Annotated in this window: 19 protein-coding genes and 1 pseudogene; 5 read left to right on the forward strand and 15 right to left on the reverse strand. The window is 36.0% G+C overall.

Translation table 11 applies throughout. The features are described from left to right. Positions 1-48 precede the first annotated feature (48 nt). From V7068_RS08485 to V7068_RS08495, 3 genes are all read right to left on the reverse strand, one after another. Complete coding sequence (locus V7068_RS08485) at positions 49-1,494, reverse strand: DHA2 family efflux MFS transporter permease subunit (RefSeq protein ID WP_499712247.1); 1,446 nt, start codon at positions 1,492-1,494, stop codon at positions 49-51. Continuing rightward, positions 1,495-2,058: a TetR/AcrR family transcriptional regulator gene (locus V7068_RS08490; protein ID WP_499712249.1), complete on the reverse strand. Its 564-nt coding sequence runs from the start codon at positions 2,056-2,058 to the stop codon at positions 1,495-1,497. It abuts the gene before it with no gap. A gap of 175 nt (positions 2,059-2,233) precedes the next feature. After that, positions 2,234-2,728: a CarD family transcriptional regulator gene (locus tag V7068_RS08495; RefSeq protein WP_499712251.1), complete on the reverse strand. Its 495-nt coding sequence runs from the start codon at positions 2,726-2,728 to the stop codon at positions 2,234-2,236. Between the two features lie 137 nt (positions 2,729-2,865). Between V7068_RS08495 and V7068_RS08500 the strand changes: the two genes are divergently transcribed. Together V7068_RS08500 and V7068_RS08505 are read left to right on the forward strand one after the other, a co-directional pair. After that, positions 2,866-3,294 carry a MarR family transcriptional regulator gene (locus V7068_RS08500; protein ID WP_499712253.1) on the forward strand — a complete coding sequence of 143 codons (429 nt, stop codon included), beginning with the start codon at positions 2,866-2,868 and terminating at the stop codon, positions 3,292-3,294. 183 nt (positions 3,295-3,477) lie between these two features. Next, a complete protein-coding gene (locus V7068_RS08505; RefSeq protein WP_499712255.1) occupies positions 3,478-4,011 on the forward strand; it encodes a GNAT family N-acetyltransferase in 534 nt (177 codons plus the stop codon). A 258-nt stretch (positions 4,012-4,269) separates the two neighbouring features. Here the strand turns inward: V7068_RS08505 and V7068_RS08510 are convergent, their stop codons facing one another. From V7068_RS08510 to V7068_RS08560, 11 genes and pseudogenes are all read right to left on the reverse strand, one after another. Next, complete coding sequence (locus V7068_RS08510) at positions 4,270-5,040, reverse strand: TerC family protein (RefSeq protein ID WP_252289502.1); 771 nt, start codon at positions 5,038-5,040, stop codon at positions 4,270-4,272. A 361-nt stretch (positions 5,041-5,401) separates the two neighbouring features. Then, positions 5,402-5,926, reverse strand: a complete 525-nt coding sequence (locus V7068_RS08515; protein ID WP_499712257.1) for a hypothetical protein — start codon at positions 5,924-5,926, stop codon at positions 5,402-5,404. Between the two features lie 17 nt (positions 5,927-5,943). Further along, on the reverse strand, positions 5,944-6,399 hold the full coding sequence (locus V7068_RS08520; RefSeq protein WP_499712259.1) for a hypothetical protein: 456 nt from the start codon (positions 6,397-6,399) through the stop codon (positions 5,944-5,946). A gap of 9 nt (positions 6,400-6,408) precedes the next feature. Then, positions 6,409-6,930, reverse strand: coding sequence for a CBO0543 family protein (locus V7068_RS08525; protein WP_499712261.1), 522 nt, complete (start codon positions 6,928-6,930; stop codon positions 6,409-6,411). A 471-nt stretch (positions 6,931-7,401) separates the two neighbouring features. Further along, the gene (locus V7068_RS08530; RefSeq protein ID WP_499712263.1) at positions 7,402-8,268 is read right to left on the reverse strand and encodes a metal-dependent hydrolase; all 867 of its coding nucleotides are present in this window, start codon (positions 8,266-8,268) and stop codon (positions 7,402-7,404) included. Between the two features lie 168 nt (positions 8,269-8,436). Further along, complete coding sequence (locus V7068_RS08535; protein ID WP_499712265.1) at positions 8,437-9,459, reverse strand: homoserine dehydrogenase; 1,023 nt, start codon at positions 9,457-9,459, stop codon at positions 8,437-8,439. Positions 9,460-9,737: 278 nt separating this feature from the next. Next, the gene (locus V7068_RS08540; protein ID WP_499712267.1) at positions 9,738-10,481 is read right to left on the reverse strand and encodes an amidohydrolase family protein; all 744 of its coding nucleotides are present in this window, start codon (positions 10,479-10,481) and stop codon (positions 9,738-9,740) included. Between the two features lie 150 nt (positions 10,482-10,631). Further along, positions 10,632-11,327: pseudogene (gene tyrS, locus V7068_RS08545) on the reverse strand (tyrosine--tRNA ligase); the annotation flags it as partial. 132 nt (positions 11,328-11,459) lie between these two features. After that, entirely contained in the window at positions 11,460-12,656 is a 1,197-nt protein-coding gene (locus tag V7068_RS08550) for a M20 family metallopeptidase (RefSeq protein ID WP_499712269.1), read from the reverse strand. 44 nt (positions 12,657-12,700) lie between these two features. Beyond that, entirely contained in the window at positions 12,701-14,143 is a 1,443-nt protein-coding gene (locus tag V7068_RS08555; RefSeq protein WP_499712271.1) for an MFS transporter, read from the reverse strand. Positions 14,144-14,504: 361 nt separating this feature from the next. After that, positions 14,505-15,752 (reverse strand): MFS transporter, encoded by a 1,248-nt coding sequence (locus tag V7068_RS08560; RefSeq protein WP_499712273.1) that lies wholly within the window; start codon positions 15,750-15,752, stop codon positions 14,505-14,507. A gap of 396 nt (positions 15,753-16,148) precedes the next feature. On the opposite strand from V7068_RS08560, the gene V7068_RS08565 reads away from it, so the two are divergent. The 3 genes from V7068_RS08565 to V7068_RS08575 all read left to right on the forward strand — a co-directional run bounded on the left by V7068_RS08565 (position 16,149) and on the right by V7068_RS08575 (position 20,417). Continuing rightward, complete coding sequence (locus V7068_RS08565; protein ID WP_499712275.1) at positions 16,149-17,996, forward strand: helix-turn-helix domain-containing protein; 1,848 nt, start codon at positions 16,149-16,151, stop codon at positions 17,994-17,996. Positions 17,997-18,504: 508 nt separating this feature from the next. After that, a complete protein-coding gene (locus tag V7068_RS08570; protein WP_499712277.1) occupies positions 18,505-19,644 on the forward strand; it encodes a YibE/F family protein in 1,140 nt (379 codons plus the stop codon). Beyond that, positions 19,641-20,417 carry a YibE/F family protein gene (locus tag V7068_RS08575; RefSeq protein WP_499712279.1) on the forward strand — a complete coding sequence of 259 codons (777 nt, stop codon included), beginning with the start codon at positions 19,641-19,643 and terminating at the stop codon, positions 20,415-20,417. Before V7068_RS08570 ends, V7068_RS08575 begins: the two co-directional genes overlap by 4 nt. Positions 20,418-20,740: 323 nt before the next feature. Here the strand turns inward: V7068_RS08575 and V7068_RS08580 are convergent, their stop codons facing one another. Next, the gene (locus V7068_RS08580) at positions 20,741-22,252 is read right to left on the reverse strand and encodes a malate:quinone oxidoreductase (protein ID WP_499712281.1); all 1,512 of its coding nucleotides are present in this window, start codon (positions 22,250-22,252) and stop codon (positions 20,741-20,743) included. Positions 22,253-22,563 lie beyond the last annotated feature (311 nt).

Raw genomic sequence — 22,563 nt, forward strand, 5'->3', positions numbered from 1 at the left:
GTTATCCCATAAGGGATAACTTTTTTCCGTTAAACTTTTATCTTTAAGTTAATTGGGCTTTTTCATGAATAATGACAATACAAAATTAATGACCGCTAATATTAGACCGATTGTAAACACAAATGATGATCCCGCTACTGCTGCTTGCGGTAATTCATTCGCAGTTGTTGCTAAGTAACTAGTTTGTTTAGCTGATAAAACCGATACCATTACCGCAATTCCAACAGCGCCAGCTACTTGTTGAATCGTTTGAGTTATAGCGATTCCATCTGGATAATACTGTCTTGGAAGAGAATTCAGCGTATTTGTTTGTGTTGCAGCAAGCACCGCTCCAATCCCTAACATCATGACAATATGAGTAACTACAACCATCCATAACGCCGTTTCTGTACCAAATTGTGAATAGATGCCATAAGCGATGGCTACTAGAACAGTTCCAGGCGTGATCACTGCTTTTGGTCCATATTTATCAAATAAACGACCAATGGTTGGAGCTAATACGCAGTTCAGTAAGCTACCTGGCAGAAGGATAAGACCTGTTGTAAATGCAGCTATTAATAATGCCAGCTGCATATACATTGGTAAAATAACAAGCATAGACAACATATTGAAGAATGTTATAAAGCTCATAAACACTCCAAGAACGAACATTGGATATTTAAAAGCTCTTAAATTCATCATAGGAGTCTTCATTTTCATTTGACGAACCGCAAAAAGAATAACTGCGACAAGTCCGATAATGATAGAACCAAGAACCGTTGCACTCGTCCAACCATTAACACCAGATACACTAAATCCATAAACAATACCGCCGAATCCAATCGTCGAAAGAATAACAGATAATGCATCAATTGAAACTTTACGTACTTCATTAACATTCGGTAAATACATGAATCCGAAAATAAGAGAAAACAGTAAGAAAGGTACTTGAACCCAGAAAATCCAGCTCCATGATAATGTATCTAAAATAAGTCCCGCTATTGTTGGGCCTAATGCTGGACCAGCTAACATAACTAAGCCCATAACTCCCATAGCGCCGCCTCGTTTATGTGGTGGATATATCGCAAAAATAACGTTTTGTGTTAAAGGTAAATTAATCGCTAATCCCGCCGCTTGAATAATACGTCCCGCTAATAAAACTCCAAATGCGGGCGCTGTTGCTGCTAGAACTGTACCGATAATGGTTAGCATGATAGAAGTCAAAAACATTTGTCTTGTTGTAAATTTTTGCATCAAAATACCTGTTACTGGTATTAAAATCCCTAATGTTAAAAAGTACCCTGTTGCCAGCCATTGGATGGTTGTAGGGTCCACTTGGAATAATTGACCTAATTGTCCTAAGGCAATATTTAAGGCTGTTTCACTAAAAAGTCCGACAAAACCTGCCACTAAAAGAGCAGCCATAATTGGTCCTGTTTTAAATTGTTGTTTCGTTTCCGGCTCTGTTTTCGTTTGTTGCTCCGTTATCGAGTCGGCCTTGAGTTGTTGTTTCATTTATCCATTCTCCTTCAATAAATTGGGTAATACATGAGAAATAATTTTGAGAGGTTCACTTGATTTTTGTGTTAAACAAAGCATCATTCCACCTTCAATAGAAGCCGTCATCATGAGGGCAATCGAATGAGCCGCTTCTGTTGAAAACCCATCTGCTACTAACTTGTTCCAGTAAATCCCTTGAATCTTTGTGTAAAGACCCGAACAAGCATTTCGGACTGGTTCACTTAGTGATGCCATCTCGCTGACCATACTGCTAAATGTATAACCAGTAAGCGTACCTTCTCGATCAAAGTCAGTTACTAATTTCTCAATCATTGCCTGTATAGCTTCTTGAGTACTTTGATTTCGTTTGAAAATATCCTCAATGTCTGTAGTAATTGCTTCTTCCATTGACTGAAGACAAGCAATGAGTAATTCTTCTTTTCCATTCGGAAAGTGATGATAGAGCGAACCTTTTGTAATATTACATACTTTTAAGATTTCATTTAATCCTGTGCCCTTATATCCTTTTTGCTGAAAAAGAGTTGTCGCGATTTCGATTATCAGCGATTTTGTATCCATTTCCGTAGTACACCTCCACCATACCGACCGGTCTGTTTTACTATAACAAAATTTTTTTCTATGATGTAAGCTTTTTTTTTATAAATTTTTTATTAACTAAAAAGTTCAACATGAATTTTGATTAAAACACGTTCTTAGTATATTCAAACTAATTAGTATTATTGGTAAATCTACACTACTCATTTATCATATCGTTAACCTGCTCCAATATTTCTTCAACAGAAGTATCCAAACACGCTGATATCTCTTTAAATAATAAGTTTTGAATGGTATGTAAAAGCTTACGATCTTGATCATAAAGTTTCTGTTTTTTCAGGCTGAGTTCACGTTCTTTCCGCATCAAAGTATTAGCTATTTGAGCAATCTCCTTGCGATTCCCTGTGTTCACCATAATTCGATAGTTCTTATTACGTTTTTTAACATCTTCTATCCAGCTCGTCCCCGGAAGTTTAAAGGATTGTAGAAGTTCTTCCGCTTCTTCACGGCTCAACAACTTAAGCATAATTACTTTATCATTATCGACGGGGGTACTTATTGTTAAACTTGATTCTGCAAGAGGACGCAAAACATAATAGGTTCTAGTTACATTAGAAAAAGTCTTTTCACATATATCATCAATTTGACTTAATCCATGTGTTGAATAGATAATCATATCTCCAATATTAAACATCATCATTACTCCTATCTTTATAATTGTCAACATGGTTTACAAAATAGTTTATTATACTTCTCACAAATCGTCAACTTTGTTGACAATCTAAAAAGACCTTCGTATAATAACTGAAGAAAATAAATGAGGTGAAATGGTTGGATTTAGAATTACAAAACTTAGATTTCATTGACTCATTAAGCGAGCGACATGTTCAACTTCGAAGTATTACTGGGAAATTATGGAATGATACTAGTGACATATATATATCGAATTCTGAATGGTTTATTATGGCTAGAATTTATAAAAAGCGGCCAACTATTTCGTATGTCACAAAACATGTTGACATTTCCCGGCAAGCAACACATAAATTCATAAAAAGACTTGAATCAAAAGGTTTAGTCACAGTTAGCAGCTTAGAAAACAACAAAAAAGATAAGTGTATACAGTTAACTCAACTAGGCGAAGAATGTTATGAGAAAAATGAAGCCTTAAAGGCAAATCTCGAAAAAAAAATCATCGATAAAATTGGGTTTGAAAAATTTCAAATTCTTAACGATATTTTAAAGCTAGACTGGGGGTTATAGTCGAGGTTGACCCCAACAACATCACTCTATAAAATGAGTACATACTAAATTGGAGGTTTTTGTTTGTTAAACTTATGTTTAGAACTGGGTGAGTAAACTTTCTTAATGACTTCGTGCATTAAGGAAGTGCCATTTATAGATATAAAAAAGGTGTCATTCACCAAAAAGAATAGGAGACTATAAATGGATATCTTAATTAGACAAGAACTCACTGAAGAATATAATACGACTGAAGAAATTGTTAAAGAAGCCTTTTTACATGAAGAATATAGCGACAAGAAAGAACACGTACTTGTAAATCGGATTAGAAAATCAGAGGCATTTATTCCTGAACTTTCATTAGTTGCATTAAATCAAGACAAAGACATTGTGCGGCATATTCTGTTATCTAAAATAAAAATTGTAGATGGTAATAACGCTGTCGATTCTTTGGCACTTGCTCCAGTTTCTGTTGCACCTGATTATCAGAAAAAAGGAATTGGGAGTCAATTAATTCATACTGCATTAAAAAATGCAAAAGAGCACGGGCTTAGTTCAGTAATCGTCTTAGGACATAAAGACTATTATCCAAAGTTTGGTTTTAAACCAGCGAGCTTATGGAATATACAAGCTCCATTTGAGGTGCCTGATGAAATATTTATGGCTCTAGAATTAACAAAGAATTCTCTTGAAAATGTGCAAGGTGTCGTTCAGTATTCAAAAGCTTTTTCAGAATAAAAGCTAGGTGAATGATTAGGTATTAATTAAAAAAGGTTGTCCCAAGGACAACCTTTTTTAACTAGCGTATAATCAACTAAACATATATGCTTTTCTAATTGAACTGTGACGTTCCATGAAAAAGTGCGTTCATCCTGCTTAAATCAACGCACCCGATAGCCACCTATAAGCCACAAAAACCTGCTTTCCACAAAGCGGCGAAAAAAGTACCAGTGTTTAACGGAAACCTCATATAGGCTTATACGCATGAATTCTTTGTCACCTTTTAGGATTTACCGACTTATTACCTGGCGCAAACCAACCGATTAGAGCAATACCAACTAATACTCCATAGAAGATCAGAGTCCAAACGGTACTATGCGGAAAATGATGATCTAAGATACCAATATCCTCGTGAGCAAGAGTAATGACAGCAAGTTTGACACCGACCCAGGCAACAATTGCATATGCTGTTGTCTCCAATGCTGGACGTTTATCGAGAAGTTGCACAAACCAGGTAGCTGCATACTTAATCAAGATAAGACCAGCAAGCCCTCCAAGAACAACAACAATAAACTGTCCTCCATCCATGCCCCCGAAGTCATCAAGCGGTGAATCTGGAAGACCAAGGGCAAGAGCAACCGCAGCTAGAATCGAATCAATCGCAAAAGCGAGGTCAGCTACAGCAATCTTCCCTACTGTGGGCCAAAAACCTTTCCCAGCGGATTCCTTTTCATCGTCCTTATGAATATTCTCATTTTCTTTTCCGAACCGCGCCTGAATGATATGCTTTAAGCCTAAGTAAAGAAGATAAGCTGCTCCTATCGCCTGTACCTGCCAGACGTTTGCGATAAAAGAAATGGCAAAAAGTGCAGCAAATCGGAAAACGAAGGCCATAATAATTCCGTAATTTATAGCTTTTTTTTTCTGACTTTCAGGTAAATGCTTGGCTATAACCGCTAGTACAAGGGCATTGTCAGCCGATAACAATCCTTCTAATCCAATTAGAATTAACAATGTCCACGCATACTCTAGCCAGAGTGACTCCATCCACCTCTCTCCTTTCTAAAACTTAAGATGTTATGTGAAAGTTTCGCTAACAATAGAATGCCCTTATAAGCTACAGGTAACCTTGAAGAATATGGCTTTATTATGTAGCCGTATTCTTCTCTATACGCTATTTGTTATCATTTCAACAAAAAAACAAATACTGCAAATATCATATGTTCCAGGTGGTTCTTCGGCTATTCTGCCGCCCCTTTGTTTAGTAAGCAAAAAAAGCTGCTACATAGCAGCTACAAGCGTCAAAGTCCCTTTTTGAATTCGATATGCTTTTGAAGCAAAAATCAGCATACTAGCGTTTTTTATAAAGAAAGAGTATTTTTGGTAAAGAAACCCTGCAACTACAATGTTAAGTGTTTTTATGATGAAGTTTGCACTCAACCTTTTTCTTGTAGTGGAAAAGAAGAAACTCATAATAGGATAAGAATAGAGAAATAATGAACAAATAGGTGGGAAAAGAATAGGCCAAACTCCATCCATGATAAGTAAAGATATGTAATTTTACCATGATAAATTCAAAACAAGTAGCCAAGAGGGCCCAACTTAAAATATAAAGTACACTCTTCATTTGCTTCGGTTGAAACCATTCATAAAAATACACACAGAGATACCCAAATGGAATATAAACTCCAATTAATAGAATATCAAACACTTCCAGCTTCTCCGAATCATTCATTCGATATAGATCATAAGGAGGCATCGCAGCAATACTATAGTCGATGATGCTTGGAACAGCCATAATAAATAGGACGATTAAGTAAAAAACTTCGGTAGGCATTCTTTTAGGCAGTCTCACCAAGAAAATACTCAAAACCAGAATAATGATAATGAACCATTCATTTTCATCAAAGTGTTTCGGTAAATATAAAAACATGGGTACCAAAACTCCTTTTAAATAAATTTTCTCCTAAATCTCGTCCATAAAAAATAAGAAACGAGCAGGATAAAGGAATTTTCAATAAAAGCATAGACAATATTCCACTTAACATCATAAAAAACTCCCATTTTAAACAAACCATATTCAGTAAACATTAAAATTAATATGGCCACCAAAAGAATGGCCCATTTTTCTGCTTTTCGATTGAACCTCAATGAAACCTCAAAAAAAATCACTACTAGAAGCGGAGAAAGAATTAATCTATCAAAAAAATAAATCGAAAAATCCGCTAATTTCGTCGATACTTTTATCCAAGTTAAATTCACGTATATAATCCAAGCTAACGAATGAGTGAGCAGCCATACGATAAGCCAAATAAAAATTATTTCAAAAATATGCATTTTTTTAGGGGTAACACAAAAAGAAATGAGAATGAGTAAAGTGATGGATGATACGATCGATATATTCATAAACGCCCCTTATTTCAACAAGGTATAGGATAAATCAAAAATATTCCATAAAATAATGAGCCATGTAATGGAAAATCCCCAAGCTAACAGTGGTCTACTATGATGAATCCAAAGAATAGTAAACATAACAATATCAAAAATTACTGACCACCAAATATGCCATCCATGGTAATAATCGATTACATCATAGTAAAGATTAATGGATTCCATGGTAATGTAAATAAGGACCCAAAAAAGAATCCAGAAGATTCGTTTACTCTTTTCAATAGGAAATTTCCCCAGATAAATTATGATCGTAGAGGGATAAATGACTGCCATGATGAGGAGATTGATAACTAAATGTCCAAACAATATCCTCTCTCCAAATATCGTTTCTTGATATACCCACCAACGATGGTCATGGAGTAAAGCGTTCTTCAAAAGGTCGCCACCAATAAAAAATAAAATAGTAGGGTAATATCTCCGCCAATTTCTCCAATCTCCCCATCTCATAGCTGCCAGTAAAAACAACAATGCCTGGAAAATATGCATTTCGTAACCACCCAACCATTTTTCCTTACTCTTATAATTATTTTCTAAAAAGCATATGATTAGTCCAAAAAGAATTAAATCATTACATGAACAATGAGAATTTTAAAAAGGTTGAAAGGATGTAACATCAAAACTGGCAATGAACCAAGACATTGATGCAAAGCTCTAACAGAATGGAACTTTGTATTTAATATTAATCGCAATCAAAAGTGCATTAAGTTAATTAATACCATGATATTTAGAATTACCTATTGGTGCTTCTTCTTATTTAAGCTAACCTCCCCCGCCAGTTGAACAAGAAAAAGCTGTCTTGAAGACAGCTCTGATTAATAACTATTGCGATGAAAATTTAGTGACTGGCTAGATTTATTTTTGGTTCACTGGCACTTTAGTAAGAGGCTTTTCCATGTACGCAATGCGAAGCCTTTTGGGCGAAAGTACTTGGGGACAGTCCCTAGGTACTTTTAAGCGTTAATGTGTAATGTATTCATAGAGGAAGGATTGGCCGTTTCGGTAGAATCTCGGATCATAAATTCCAAGTTGTTTATCATCATCAATGATGACTACAAATGGTGACCATTGGTAGAGAGTTTTGGCTGTTGGGCTTTTTGAGAATAAATAATCCAGGTCTGCATCCTCTTTAGATTCAAGTACATATTGGATTTCTTTACGTTGGAAGATTCCATCCTGAAAGATGGTTACGACTCCTTCTTGTTTAGTAATGACCTGAAAGGTAGTAGGGATAAAACCAGCTGATAAAGCAATTTGCTCATAATCTTGATTGTACTTTTGATAGTAATAATACCCTTGTACACTTTGCAGGCTAACATGAAGAACTATTAAGAACCAAGCTGCGCGAAAATAATAAGGTTTCTTCAGAATCGTCGTCTTCTTTGATAACAAATAAGCACTGCCAATAATAACCCAGAAAACAAAATCAATAATCGGGATGGTTCCAAATGTAATTCTTGTTTGAGAAAATGGTTCAAGATACCCCGTCCCCCAAGCATTAAACAAATCACTGGTATTATGTATAACTACCGCAAGCCATCCTAGAAAAAATAACCGCTTATCCTTCACTTTAAAGAAAAGCAGACACAAGACATAGAATAATAAAGCCCATATCGGGGTAAGAAAAATAGAGTGAGTAATGCCGCGATGCCACATTTGATAAAGCCCTTCTGTATCCCATAGTTGAGAAATCACATCGCTATCAGGAATTTGACTCGCTCCAACAGAAGTGAATAAATAAGCCATTTTTGTCCTTCTATCCATCTTATCTTTCTGAATTGAACCGTATAATGAAAGTCCAAAAAGTGTGTGTGTAATAGTATCCAAAGCTATTTCCTCCACAAACAATGATGTTTTGCAAAATCTTCTGCATCACCCTTAATTCGACATAATAGAACCATTTCCTTTTTATTCAATTATTTAGAAAGAATAAGCTTTTCGAACAGACCGCTCCTAACTTACTTGCTCCAAAATACTATCGAAATCGGAACAGGTCTAATTCGTTTCTCTATATAGATTAATGACATCCTTTAATGCTGCCGCTGCTGCTCCTCTTGGGTGAGATGCTCCTCCAGTTGCACAAACGGCTCCCATTTCGATTGTTTCAAAAACGACACCTTTATTTGTTCCATTGACATGAGCTAAAGGATGCTCGCTTTCGAGCTGACATGGTTTTACTTCTACGATTACATTCCCAGCTTCTTTGTAAGCACTAGCTAGAAGCTTAAGCGTACGGCCATTTTGTTTAGCTTCCTGAATGTCTTCCTTAGTGACTTGTTCAATGCCTTTAATTTTTACATCGTCCATTAATAAGCTGCTTCCGAAAAATCCATTCGCGAGGAGGAGAATTTTGCAAGCCGTATCAAATCCTTGCACATCTAAAGCAGGGTTTGCTTCCGCAATTCCTTTTTCCTGTGCAATTTTTAGCGCTTCTTCAAAAGATAAATTGTTCTCGCTCATGCTTGCTAAAATGAAATTGGAGGTTCCATTTAAAATGCCTTCAATACGAGTAATCGTGCATCCTGCCAAACTATATTCTCCGATATCAAACGTTGGTAAGGCTGCCGCGGTTGCGCCGCTGTATTTTAATCGACTACCATACTTGGCTGCTTGTGTTTTAATTTTATTGAATGACTTTACAAGTGCTCCTTTTGAAACAGAGACAATATCCATCCCATTCACGATAGATTTCTGAATATAGCCAAGTGCTGGTTCTCCCGTTTCTATATTTGTCGGAGAGCACTCGATCAGGACATCTCCTTGAAAAATTGGTTCAGTAAAAGGGAGCTTGAAATATTCCGAATATCTCGAAAGTGCTTCCGAACCCGTTCCGAAATCAATCAAGCTCTCAAGCTTGATTCCTTTTTCTTCGTAAATCATTCCTTTACTGCCAACGATTCCGGTTACGAGTAAGTCAAAGCCGTATTTTTCTTTCATCAAAGCTCCATTGTGAATAATCAGTTTGATTAGCTCTTTGGCAACGGTACCATACCCTGTTAATATGATTTTCTTCTGCATAGAAATCTCCCTTTATTTCATTATAAAAATATATAATTCTCCCCTAAACTTTTAAAGTATCGGGTACCATTAGCAAAACGCAGATTAACAACGTTAAGGATACCTCTGAGTTAAACTCCCAATTCCTCAGTAATGTAAAAAGAAATATCTTATTGAAGATAAGCATCCTTCAATGGAATAACTATAAGAAGTTCTCCAACCTAAACTCACTTCATTCTTCTTTAACTAATGCTCCCCGTACTTTAAGTGTACTCATTCCAAATCTAATAAAAGCTACATTACTTGAAATACCATTTGAAAGCATTCGTATACAGGATTTTATCGGCGGCTTGTTCATCAAATAGCTGTTGAATCAATTCAATATCTCCATGCTCAAAAGGTCTTTTTGCTCTTGTAGATGGTAAATCTGTTCCAAACATAAGAGCCTCTGGATTAATTTCATAAATCAATTTTAAGGCATTCTTAACATTCAAATCTACACGACCAAAACCAGTAGCTTTTACATGTATCCCTTTATCAACTAGTTTTAATAAATGCGGTAGTCCTTCTTCTGATAACCCTAAATGGTCGATTGATATAGCCGGTAATTTTCCAATAATAGATGCAATTTCAGGTAACTCTTTTGCATCAATATAAAGCTCACTATGCCATCCTACTAAATCATGAACTCTTCTAGCAAAGTAATCCAGCTTCGATAAATCTTCTGAACCACCTCTTTTAATATTAAAGCGTAATGCTTTTACTCCATTTTCATTTAAATGTAGTATTTCTTCGTCCGTCACTGTAAAAGGTAATTGTGTTACGCCACAAAATGTTGAACCCAGTTGTTTTAGTGCCTTTAATAAATATTCTTGATCAAATCCTTGGAATGACCCAGATACAATAGCTCCACCTAATACATTTAAATCAGCAGTTTCATTTTGATAATTTTCTACAACATAACTAGGCGGCAAATATCCTTGGTTTTCGATAATTGGAAAATCAAAATCAATAATATGAAAATGTGTATCAAAAATTCTCATTATAATTCCCCTTTCTTTTTTAACATATCAACCCCAGTACATAAAGAAAATTATAGGTTATTTATACAAATTCATAAGTTTACCTTATTGAACTAAACTAACAAGGCTGAAAAAAAGGTACAACTTTAAGCCGTACCTTTATATCATATTTTATAATGTTTTAATTTTTACAAATTTACGTTTCCCAACTTGTATGATTAGTCCATCAGTAATCGAAACTTGCAGCCTCGTATCTTCTACCTTATTTCCGTTTATTTTTACCCCTCTGTTTTCAATCATTCTTCTGGCTTCGCTTTTGGAGCTTAATAATTGCAATTCAACAAGTACATCTATGACAGGGACTTCCGTGTTTCTATCCCATACTACCGCTGGAATCTCATCAGGTAATAACCCTTGTTGGAAAACTGAGATAAAATGCTGTTCTGCTTTTTCAGCTGCTTCTACTCCGTGGTACATTCTAACAATTGTCTTACCAAGTAACATTTTTGCATCTCTTGGGTGCAATTGACCTGTTTCAATTTGACCTTTCACTGACTGAATTTGCTCAGGAGTAAAATCTGTTACTAATTCGAAGTATTTATTCATTAATTCATCTGGGATGGACATCGCTTTTCCGTACATTTCTTGTGGACTCTCATCAATACCGATGTAGTTTTTCTTTGATTTAGACATCTTCTCGACACCATCAAGCCCCTCTAATAATGGCATTAACAAGGCCACTTGCTTCTCTTTTCCGAACTTCTCCTGAAAATGTCTACCCATCAAAATGTTGAAATGCTGGTCTGTTCCACCAAGTTCTATATCACATTCTAATATCACGGAATCATATCCTTGCATTAATGGGTAAGGGATAATTTATGACATTCATAATGAATTTTCACATAACTATTTCTAGAATAATATCAAATAGCCCCATTGAGGAAATTAAATATTCCATAATGGAGCTATTTTTATTTTCTTTATTCAGATGAAATCCTCTTACGTTTCGTTCCCATCACAGTAAGAAGCTACAACAGCAGCCATAGCTTTAGCACTAATGATAAGGCTTTTTTCATTGATATCAAATTTAGGATGATGATGCGGGTAGGCTTCACCTGAATCAGGACAAGCACCGACATAGAAGAAACATCCTGGTATTTTTTCAAGATAGTAAGCAAAATCTTCTGAAGGCGGCTGTGGCGGTGTCTCCAAAACAGCTTCTACTTCTGGAATGGAAGCTTGTTCTAGGGCTTGATGTACATGCTCCGTTACGTCAGGATCATTATATAGAACAGGATAATCATTGTTATATTCAAGAGTAGATTTTACTCCATATGATTTTTCTAATCCTTCCGCAAACGCACGCACCCCGGTTTCTACAATTTCCCGAGTTTCGGGAGACATTGTTCGAACATCTCCTTCAATTGTAACGGCATCTTTGATTACGTTAAATGTACCTTTTCCATCAAAATTACCAATGGTAACGGAAGCTGTATCAAATGGATTGATTCGACGGCTGACTATTGTTTGTAAATTCATCACGAATGAGCTTGCTGCAACAATAGCATCATTTGCTAGATGAGGTGATGATCCATGTCCCCCTCTACCTTGAACAACTAATTTAAAATAGGATCTTCCTGTTTGCGTGTTCCCGCTTCTGTAATAAATATGACCTGTTTTCATGTTGCTCATTACATGAATTCCAATGATTGCATCTACACCATCAAGGACACCCGCTTTAATCATACCAATCGCGCCGCCTGGAGGAGCTTCTTCAGCTGGCTGGTGAATAACTCGAATCGTACCTTTTAATTGATCTTTAAACTCAGCTAATGTCTCAGCTAACACCAACATGTATGCTGTATGACCATCATGACCACAAGCATGCATAACCCCTTCGTTTTTTGATGCAAAAGGCAGCCCCGTTTCTTCCTTAATTGGCAAGGCGTCGAAATCGGCACGAATAGCAATTGTTTTTCCGGGCTTCGAACCTTTAATGGTTACAACGACACCGCGCTCACCACCGAAGTTTGTTTCAACGGAATCCACTGGCACGTCCGTATAAAAATCGCTGATATATTTAGCTGTTTCTTCTTCTTGGAAAGAAAGTTCTGGATGTTCATGTAGATAACGGCGAATCTCAATGATACGATCCTTTTTTTCATCTAATTTTTTCATTAGTTCGTCTAATAACATTTAATAATCCCCTCTAACTGTTCGAAATCAATACTCTGAATTCTTTAATGAATTGGATTTGGTTGACTAGGATTTGGCTTTCTTATTTGTTTAGATGATTTTTCGGTTTCTTTTTTTCCAGTATCTCCAGGAACCATAAACATAATGGAAAGAATAGAAAGTACACCGAATATCACATTTACGATAATCCCTGCAGTAGCTGCGGTTTCAAGACTACCAATCGCTGCAATCGAACTATAAACAGTTGCCGAAATCGCAACACCGAACGCTCCGCCAAGTGAGCTTGCCATTTTGTAGATTCCAGCAGCTTCACCGACTTTGTTTGAAGGTGCGTTAGATACAGATGTGTCTGTTGATGGAGTCGCATAAATCCCTAGTCCAAGTCCAAACAAAGCAAATCCAATAAAGACAATCACTGTATATATAACATCAGGTAAAAAAGTTAACCCCATAAGGGCTACACCAACCGTTGTAATGAGAGCTCCCCAAATCATTGGCGATTTTGCACCTGCTTTTTGTAAAATCTTCTCTCCGACGCGAATCATCGCTAACACTGCTACTAAATAACCTAATGATAACATCCCTGATTGAAATGCATTAAATCCTCTACCTACTTGCACATAAGTGTTTGCTACAACAAGAGTTCCAGCAATCGCATTTAACAAGAAATTAGAGAAAGTCGCACCAGAATATGGTTTATTTTTAAATAAAGAAAAATCAATGAGTACGATATCCTTACTTTTTTCAACTTTGAAGAACACAATTGCTCCAATGATTGTAACAATGACAAGACCGATTGTAAGCAGGCTTGTCCAGCCTAAATCTGCACCAAAAGTAATCAAAACGTTTAGAGCAAGCATTGTGATGATAAAAATGACTAATCCAGTGTAATCGAATTTAAAAGCACCTGTTGATTCACCTTTGCTTTCTGGAGTATCTTTAATCAGCCACATACCGAGTAAAGAGAATATGATAGAAAAGATGAAAATCCATTTCCATCCCATATAAGTTGCGATTGCACCACCCGCGAAAGAAGCAATTCCTGATCCGCCCCAAGATCCGATAGACCAGAAACTAAGAGCACGCTGACGTTCTGCTCCTTCAAAATAAGCTTTCATTAACGCAATTGTTGCAGGCATAATACATGCCGCTGAAAGTCCTTGAATGACACGGCCGATGATCAATAAAACAGATCCTTGTGCTAATACAAGGCACAGCGATCCGATAACGCTTAGGCTTAACCCGATATACGTCATTTTTTTTCGACCAATTTTATCTGCTAACCCACCAGCAGCAACGATAAACATTCCCGAGAATAAAGCCGTTAAACTGATTGCAATATTTAATGTGCCAAGTGAAATGCCTAAATCTTTCTGCACGGCCGGAACAACATTGACCATTGCCTGAGCAAAGAGCCAAAAAGTGATAACCCCAAACACAATACCAATAATCATTTTATTTGTGCCTTTATAACTTGTTGTTTCCATAGGTGAACCTCCATTATTCATTTAGGTAAAGGGAATGATTTGTTTTATTTATCATTTGCAGATTACTTTCAAGATACTCTCAAATAATAAATAAAATAAATCTTCAACTATACTAAAGTGGAAATTCCCTTTTTCCGCAAATCCACCGACTTTTATTCTTATAAAAAGAAGACGCCTTCTTACTTAAGAAGTGCGCCTGTTTGCGGAAGATTAAATGAAGTTGGTTCACTTACTATACTAAAATTAGACCCTGGTCAGGAACTTCATAATCAATTCGATTTACTAGGTACATTATGAGTCTTTAGACTTTTTATCCAAATGGACAAACACCCAGTCTCTGAACAAACGTGACTTTACTTAATTATATAACGGTTTCGTCGCGAGTCCCCTCATGAGCTTCGCTTGAAAGATTCTTTTTCGTTATAAGCCCCGCTGCCGCAAAAATACCTAAAACAGCACAGGCAATGATATACATGAATGCGGATACATATAATCCATTAAAAACTTCAATTAAATAGCCCATAACCATTGGTGCAAGGAATGCCCCAATCATCCCGCCAAGATTAATCATCCCAAATGTAGACCCAATAACGTTCTTTGAGAACATTTTATGCGGAAGGCTAAATATGATAGCCACAATTGGGCCATGAAAAAGCATACATATAGCTTGATACGTAATAACTAGTGAAACAGACGGTGCGTTGAATAACAAATAAAGAGATACAATCATGATGATAAAGCTTACAATTGCAAGATATTTTTCTTTGCCGCTTAATAAAGACTTAATAAGTTGTCCGCCAATAATAACACCGACAGCCCCAGCAAGTGCAGGAATTGACGTCAGCATCCCCATAGACATCAAATCAAGACCTCTCACATTTACAAGATAAGGAGGCATCCATGAAATGAGTCCCCATACGACTGTACTTACTCCAAACCACATAATGGCCAACTGCCAGCTTGTCCGAATTTTTAAAACATCTTTAAAAGAAGCTTTTTGAACCGTTTCTTCCTCAACTGTTTCGACCTGCATATTTTTCGGACTTAAATAATACCAAAGTAAAGCTGCAACAAAAACACCTAATATACCTATGGTGATAAAGAGGTTATGCCAGCCAATCCACACAAGTAACGGCGTAGCAATTAAAGGAGCAATCACTCCACCAAGTGAATTGGAGGACATCATAATTGTCTGAGCACTAGTTCGCTCTGCTTTAGGAAAAACATCAGCGATTGCTTTGGAGCTTGCTGCAGGATATGCTCCTTCTCCGAGACCGAACATAAACCGAATCATAATCATAGACATAAGAGACCAAGCCATTCCTGTCAAAACGGTAAATATTGACCAAAACAAAATAGCAATAGCAATTACTTTTCTGGATCCGAATTTATCAGCAAGCCAGCCGCCAGGCAATTGCATTAAAGCGTAGCCAGCAAAAAAACTACTCAGCACAACCCCCATAACAGAAGGGCTAAGATTAAAATCTTTTGCAATTTCCACAATCCCAACATTCATTGCCATCCTATCAAGATAAGACAAGCACCATCCTAAAAATAGCAGTGCAAGAATCACATACCTCTTTTTATTATTAATTTGGTTGTTTTGCACATTAATGTCCTCCTCCTAAAGTTAACTATTAATCTTAACTAAAATCAAACAGTCTAATTTCCCCTTACAATATGTTAATATTAGTTAATTCCTATAATCTTTTCACCAATGCGTGTAACGCTGTACGCAACCGTTTTTTCGAGTTTCGCTCCTTTTAACCAAGCAGCGGCGCCTCATCTAGTAGTAAAAGAGATCTTCAATTTTACTTTCTAATTCCTTGTAAGTTTTTCCACTATAACTTCCTTTCCATTTAGTGGAAAGCGCTTTCAAAAAAGTGATTTTTGTCACTTTTGGTTATTTACTAAATATTATATAATTTCATACATATCGGTCAATGTGTAATCAAACAATGATAGTGCGCATCAATTGTTTATATCAACAATGGGGGTCAAGAATATGGAAAGAAAAGAAGCACTTATTCAACAATTAAGTCTAGAAAATCAAAAGGCACAGTATCACGTAATGAATTTAATGGAAAGCTTCCAGGCAATGAACTCAACTCTCGAATTGGATGAAGTACTAAAAAAAATCATGCATTTTGCATTAAAAATAGTCGAAACAGCAGAGGCAGGCTATATACAAATGTATGATGAGCATTCGAATAAACTGATTATAAAGACCTATGTTGGCTTTAATGAGAACATCAGCTTCCTTAAAATAAATATAGGTGAGTCTATTACAGGGAAAGTTTTCAGAGACGGCTGTGTAAGGCTAATTACTACAAGTGAAAAGATTTATAATAGCATGAGCGATTTAAGCAAAGAAAATCTTGATATCCTTAATAAGGCACACCCTAATAGCCAAAATATTAAGTCTATCTTAGCCGTCCCCGTTTCATTTGGAACAAAACGGATTGGCGTTATGACATTTCATTGCTTTGATATAGAAGATGGTCTCAGCGAAACGGATCTCCTTCTCTTACAAAGCTTCGCTTCCCAAGCAGCTATCGCACTTCATAATGCCCAACTTCACACAGAAGTGCAGAAAAACCTAGATGAAGTCACCCATTTATCACAAAGGCTCCAAGAAACGAATGCGCTGTTAGAAAAGCGAACAGAAATCCACAATCACCTTACGAAGTTATCAGTTCAGAACAAAGGATTAAAAGCTATTATCATAGAAATGAATAAACTGATGGAAAGGAATTTTATCTATGCGGATTATCTTGAAGGAAATTACGTTCCGCAACCCATTAAACATTTCACTGAAAGGATAGATGATATTTTCTTTCTCTTTACTAATAAAATTGAGCCAGCTTATGTATCAATTTGTGACACCATTCATATTGATTGCTATATTTATCCGATTAGATCAGGCTCCGTTTTCTTGGGTTGTCTGATTGTAGAAGGAAGCGCCCCTCTATCACAACTCGATAAACTTATCATCGAACAAGGAGCGCCTATTCTTTCTCTTGAAATTATGAAACTTAGATCACAGACTGAAATCATGTATAAGAAAACCTATGAAACATATCAACAGTTTCTGAAAATAAAAAATCCTCAGCAGGCTGAGATTGCTGCAAAGGAATTAGGAATTGATAATCATTATTTTCTTCAAACAGCTTTAATTGAATTGGATGGAAACGTCGATCTGCGCTCTCTTGAAAACGATGCACTGCTTCTTCTAACACATTTGAAAGAGAAAATAACTTTAGAAAACAGCCTTCTTTTTAGCTACAATAATAAAATTACCTTTTTTTCTTCTGCCCGAGATGCTGTCAGCGAAGCATATATTACAAAAATAATCGAAAACAGCATAAAATGGTGGAACGAACGGTTTACAGTAGTAGCTCGAGCAGGAATTAGCACAGGACATTACTATCCTGGACAAGCCGAAGAAAATCATTTAAAAGCAGAAAAAGCCCTTCTTCACTTGAAAAACCAAAAGAAAAAAGGCGTTCTTCATTACAGGGATATTGGAATTAGCATCCTTTTTTTAAACCATTCCCCTGAAGAAATCAATTCATTTCTGCGTGAGACGTTTTCCCTATTATGGACAAGTCAGGAGAAAAAGGACGAACTTCTGCATACCCTTTTCACATATGTACAGAATAACCGTTCCATGACTTCTACCGCTAGGGAACTTCACATCCATACAAATACGCTCTATCACCGTATAAAAAAAATTGAGGATATTCTAGATATGGACTTTAGCCATTACGAGGATTACCTAAAAATACAGCTAGCGGTCTATCTTTATAAAACCTTTTTTGGTTCATTAACAGAGCCAGGAAACTTAATGTAGAAATTCGATAAAAAAGAAAATCCAAATCATCAGTATCACTTAAATCTTTTATATAATAGATAATTCATCCATTGCAGTTGGCAGGCTTGAGTCTGCTTTTTTTGTGTAAACACACTAGAATTCATGCCGCAAAATTCGAATTTCAGAGTAACGACTGGTTTATCTTTCATTTCCGTAAAGCTTATATTATGAATTTGTACTCTGGGATACGTTACCTGCCCCCGTCTCACTATAACATTATAGCACTGAGGGACAGACACCTTAACATTCCTAATCATAATAGGAAACGAATCGGGAGATATTCCCTTGAAGTTTGAAAATTTTCCTGCTATTCTAAGTCCATTGTTAACTGAGTACCATCGTTAGATGAGGCTCCTGTGCTAGAGATACGCTGTTACCTAGAACAATGCATTTTTTGAAAACAATTACAAAAATTCCAATTCATCTCCAAAAACAGTATGTTCAAATTTTATACACTGAATTCCATCTCATAGTTGGAGGTTTTTTTTTGAATGTTATAGTAAACAAATTTAAAGAAATGACTTACACACAAATTTTTTTGTATATCATAATAGGACTTTGTTTTGCCGCCTCTGTTTTTTTTGTTAATAACAATTATTCATTCTATGAACGTCCGATAGCCAAAGTCATCAAAACCACTTTGGAAGATACAACTGAAATGATTGATATACATGATAATAAAGATTATCTATTCAATCAGCTTATAATAGCAGAGTTAAAAAATGGAGAAGAAAAAGGAAGGCTTATCCATTTAACCAATGAGTATTCATCATCCGGAGCTTATGATCAAGAATACCATGTTGGAGATGAATTGTTTGTTTCGATTGACACGAACAAAGAAGAAAATACAGATTTAACTGGAACCATAAAAGATGTAAAACGTGATAAACACGTTGTAATCATAGCATGGATTTTTATCTTTACTCTACTTATCGTTGGAAAAAAGCAAGGGCTGTTTTCTATTATAAGTTTGGCAGCCAATGCTGTTTTGTTGTCATATGCATTGGATGTTTATCTGAATACATCAAACATGAGTTTAGTAGTGATATGCAGTGTAAGTACTATTTTATTTACTGTCATTTCTTTGTTACTCGTTAACGGCTTTAATGAAAAAACATATGCAGCTATTGTTGCGACCCTGCTAGGAACTTTTATTTCGCTGTTAATTACCTATCTTGTCATGTGGCTAACTTCCGAAAATGGCCTTCGATATGAAGAAATGCAATTTCTAACGCATCCTTATCGAATGGTGTTTATGGCTGGGTTACTCGTCGGATCTTTAGGAGCCGTAATGGATGTAGCCATTACAATGTCTTCTTCTATCTTTGGATTGTATGAAAAGAATAACGACATACCAGTAAAAGCACTTAAAACTTCAGGAATGGAGATTGGAAAGGATATTATGGGAACCATGACAAATATTTTGTTTTTTGCATATATAAGCGGTTCCATTCCAATACTTATTTTGTATTTCAAGAATGCTTCTGCATTGGGGTTTACCCTTTCCATGAACCTTTCATTAGAATTGGCTCGAGCCCTAGCTGGCGGTATTGGAATCGTGTTAACTATTCCAATAGGTCTATATACTTCTATTTTTTTCATTAATCGAAAGAGGGCAAAATTATGAATGTATTAGTGTGGCTGGCAGCCATTTTATTTATACTCATGATACTTATTGGTGGAAAAAAAGGAGCACGGTCTTTTTTTTCTTTATTCCTAAACTTTGTTGTTCTACTTCTTACCATACTTTTTATGACAGATCCAAATGCTAATCCGATTATCTTAACATTGATTGCATGTGCAGTGATTAGTTTTATTAACCTATTTTATATTAATGAAATGAACAGTAAAACAATAACAGCATTTATTTCCACTATTATCACAATTGTCATTTTGCTTTTTTTTATTGACATGGTGACACGAAATGCTATGATTCAGGGGTTTGGTGAAGAAGAAATAGAGGAGCTTAGCATATTTTCCCTTTATATCGGTGTAGATTTTGTTAAAATTGGAGCTTCCGTGATTATTATGAGTACAATAGGTGCCATTACTGATGTTGCCATTTCCATTACATCTCCCATGCGTGAAATATTTAATCATAATCCATTAATTAGCAGGAAAGATTTATTCACATCTGGATTAAGTATCGGGAAGGATATCTTAGGAACAAATACGAATACGTTATTTTTTGCCTTCTTTGGAGGATATCTAGGATTGCTTATATGGTTTAAACATTTATCTTATTCTGTTGGAGAAATCGTAAATTCAAAAGTATTTAGTGCTGAGATGATATCTATATTTTGTGCCGGAATTGGTATAGCTCTGATTATTCCAATCGCTTCTTGGATTAATGCCTATTTTTTAGTAAAAACAAGAGAAAATAACAAGATGTTTAAATAGGCTTCATGACAGGAAAGCTCAAACAATTTGTGTTTGTAATTTTGATTTAGACTAAATAATTATGTGCATTTCGATGTTAATTAAGCAACATTTAAGTGTATAACATTTGAATTTAGTCGCATTGCGCAAGTGTTGACGTTCAACACGCGAGTTGGAATGATTTTTATCTTACTAATAATTTGCAACGTTTTTCCCACTCTCAAAAGCGAAAAAAGACTTCCCACAAAAGTGAGAAGTCCTTTTTTAACGGAATAGCAGAACACCTATTCTATATCTTTAAATCGTTACATTTTGAGTTGCAGTTTCAAAAAATTCGTAACTACTTATGATACGCTTTGACCTGATTTTTGTAACGATTTTTCGCTTAGACCAAGCGCCTGAGATGTTGCCTCATGAAGTTCTTGGAAAAGCTCTGGGTTTTCTGACAGCTTCTTACCATAAGAAGGAATCATTTCTTTAAGTTTCGGTTCCCACTCGTTCATATGTTGCGGGAAGCATTTTTTGATTACCTCAAGCATAACGTGAACGGCAGTAGAAGCACCTGGAGAAGCCCCTAGTAATGCAGCAACCGAACCGTTAGCACCAGTAATAACTTCCGTACCAAATTGAAGCGTACCTTTACCCGCAGCAGTATCTTTAATAACTTGTACACGTTGACCTGCTACTACGATATCCCAATCTTCGCTTTTAGCGTTCGGAACAAACTCGCGTAACTCTTCAACACGTTGTTCTTTCGATAACATAACTTGCTGGATCAAGTATTTTGTCAATGCCATGTTTTTTGCACCTGCCGATAACATAGTCAAGACATTATTCGGTTTTACAGAACCTAACAAATCCATATTAGAACCAGTTTTTAAGAACTTTGGCGAGAAGCCGGCAAACGGTCCAAATAGCAATGATTTTTTGTTATCGATATATCGTGTATCCAGATGCGGAACAGACATTGGAGGAGCACCAACTTTAGCTTTTCCGTATACTTTTGCATGATGCTGCTCGACAACTTTCGGATTGTTACATGCTAAGAATATTCCGCTTACTGGGAATCCGCCAACATGTTTACTTTCAGGAATACCTGTTTTTTGCAGTAAAGGTAAGCTTCCGCCGCCGCCGCCGATAAAGACAAATTTTGCCGTATGGCGTTCGACTTGACCGCTAGCATTACGCACTTTCAATTCCCATGAGCCGTCGCTAGTACGTTTAAGATCATTAACTTGATGGTTGTAGTTAACTTCAACGTTTTGTTTCTTTAAGTGATCAATTAACATGCGCGTTAAAGCACCGAAGTTAACATCCGTTCCAGAATCGATTTTTGTCGCTGCAACCGGTTCCTTTGATGTACGGCCATCCATAATAACTGGAATCCATTCTTTCAGTTTTTTTGGATCATCAGAAAATTCCATACCTTGGAATAACGGATTATTTGAAAGCGCTTCAAAACGCTTTTTCAAGAACGTTACATTTTTTTCCCCTTCTACTAAACTCATGTGAGGCAATGGCATGATAAAGTCCTGTGGGTTACGGATTAAATCGTTATTTACAAGATGAGCCCAAAACTGTCTTGAAACTTGAAACTGTTCATTGACGTTGATAGCTTTAGTAATATCTATAGAGCCGTCCGATTTTTGAGGAGTATAGTTAAGCTCGCACAGTGCTGCATGCCCTGTTCCCGCATTATTCCATTCGTTAGAGCTTTCTTCTCCTGCTTTGTCAAGCTTCTCAAACACTGTAATTTTCCAATCTGGTACTAATTCTTTTAGGAGTGTCCCTAAAGTTGCACTCATAATTCCGGCACCAATTAAGATAACATCTGTTTTATTTTCTCTATTACTCATTTTTACCATCCTTATACCCTAAGATTTGCAGAAAGGATGTAGGCGCGTCAAAACAAGACAAGGCGCAACCTAGTCACACACCTTTTCTGTATCAAATTATTAATTTAATTATATTAATTATAGTGTATCACATTTATTTATAGATTAAAATATCTACTATTATATTACAGACATAAACTATCCGGACTCTGGTAAAAGCGGAAATTTCATCCATAAAGCCCTAGAAACATGGCTTTTTATACTAATTACATATAATAATGTATCACATTTATTTAGAGATGAAAATAGTTACTATTATATTACAGTTATAG

Source organism: Bacillus sp. JJ634, assembly GCF_036962285.1.
GTDB classification, from domain to species: domain Bacteria; phylum Bacillota; class Bacilli; order Bacillales; family DSM-1321; genus Peribacillus; species Peribacillus asahii_A.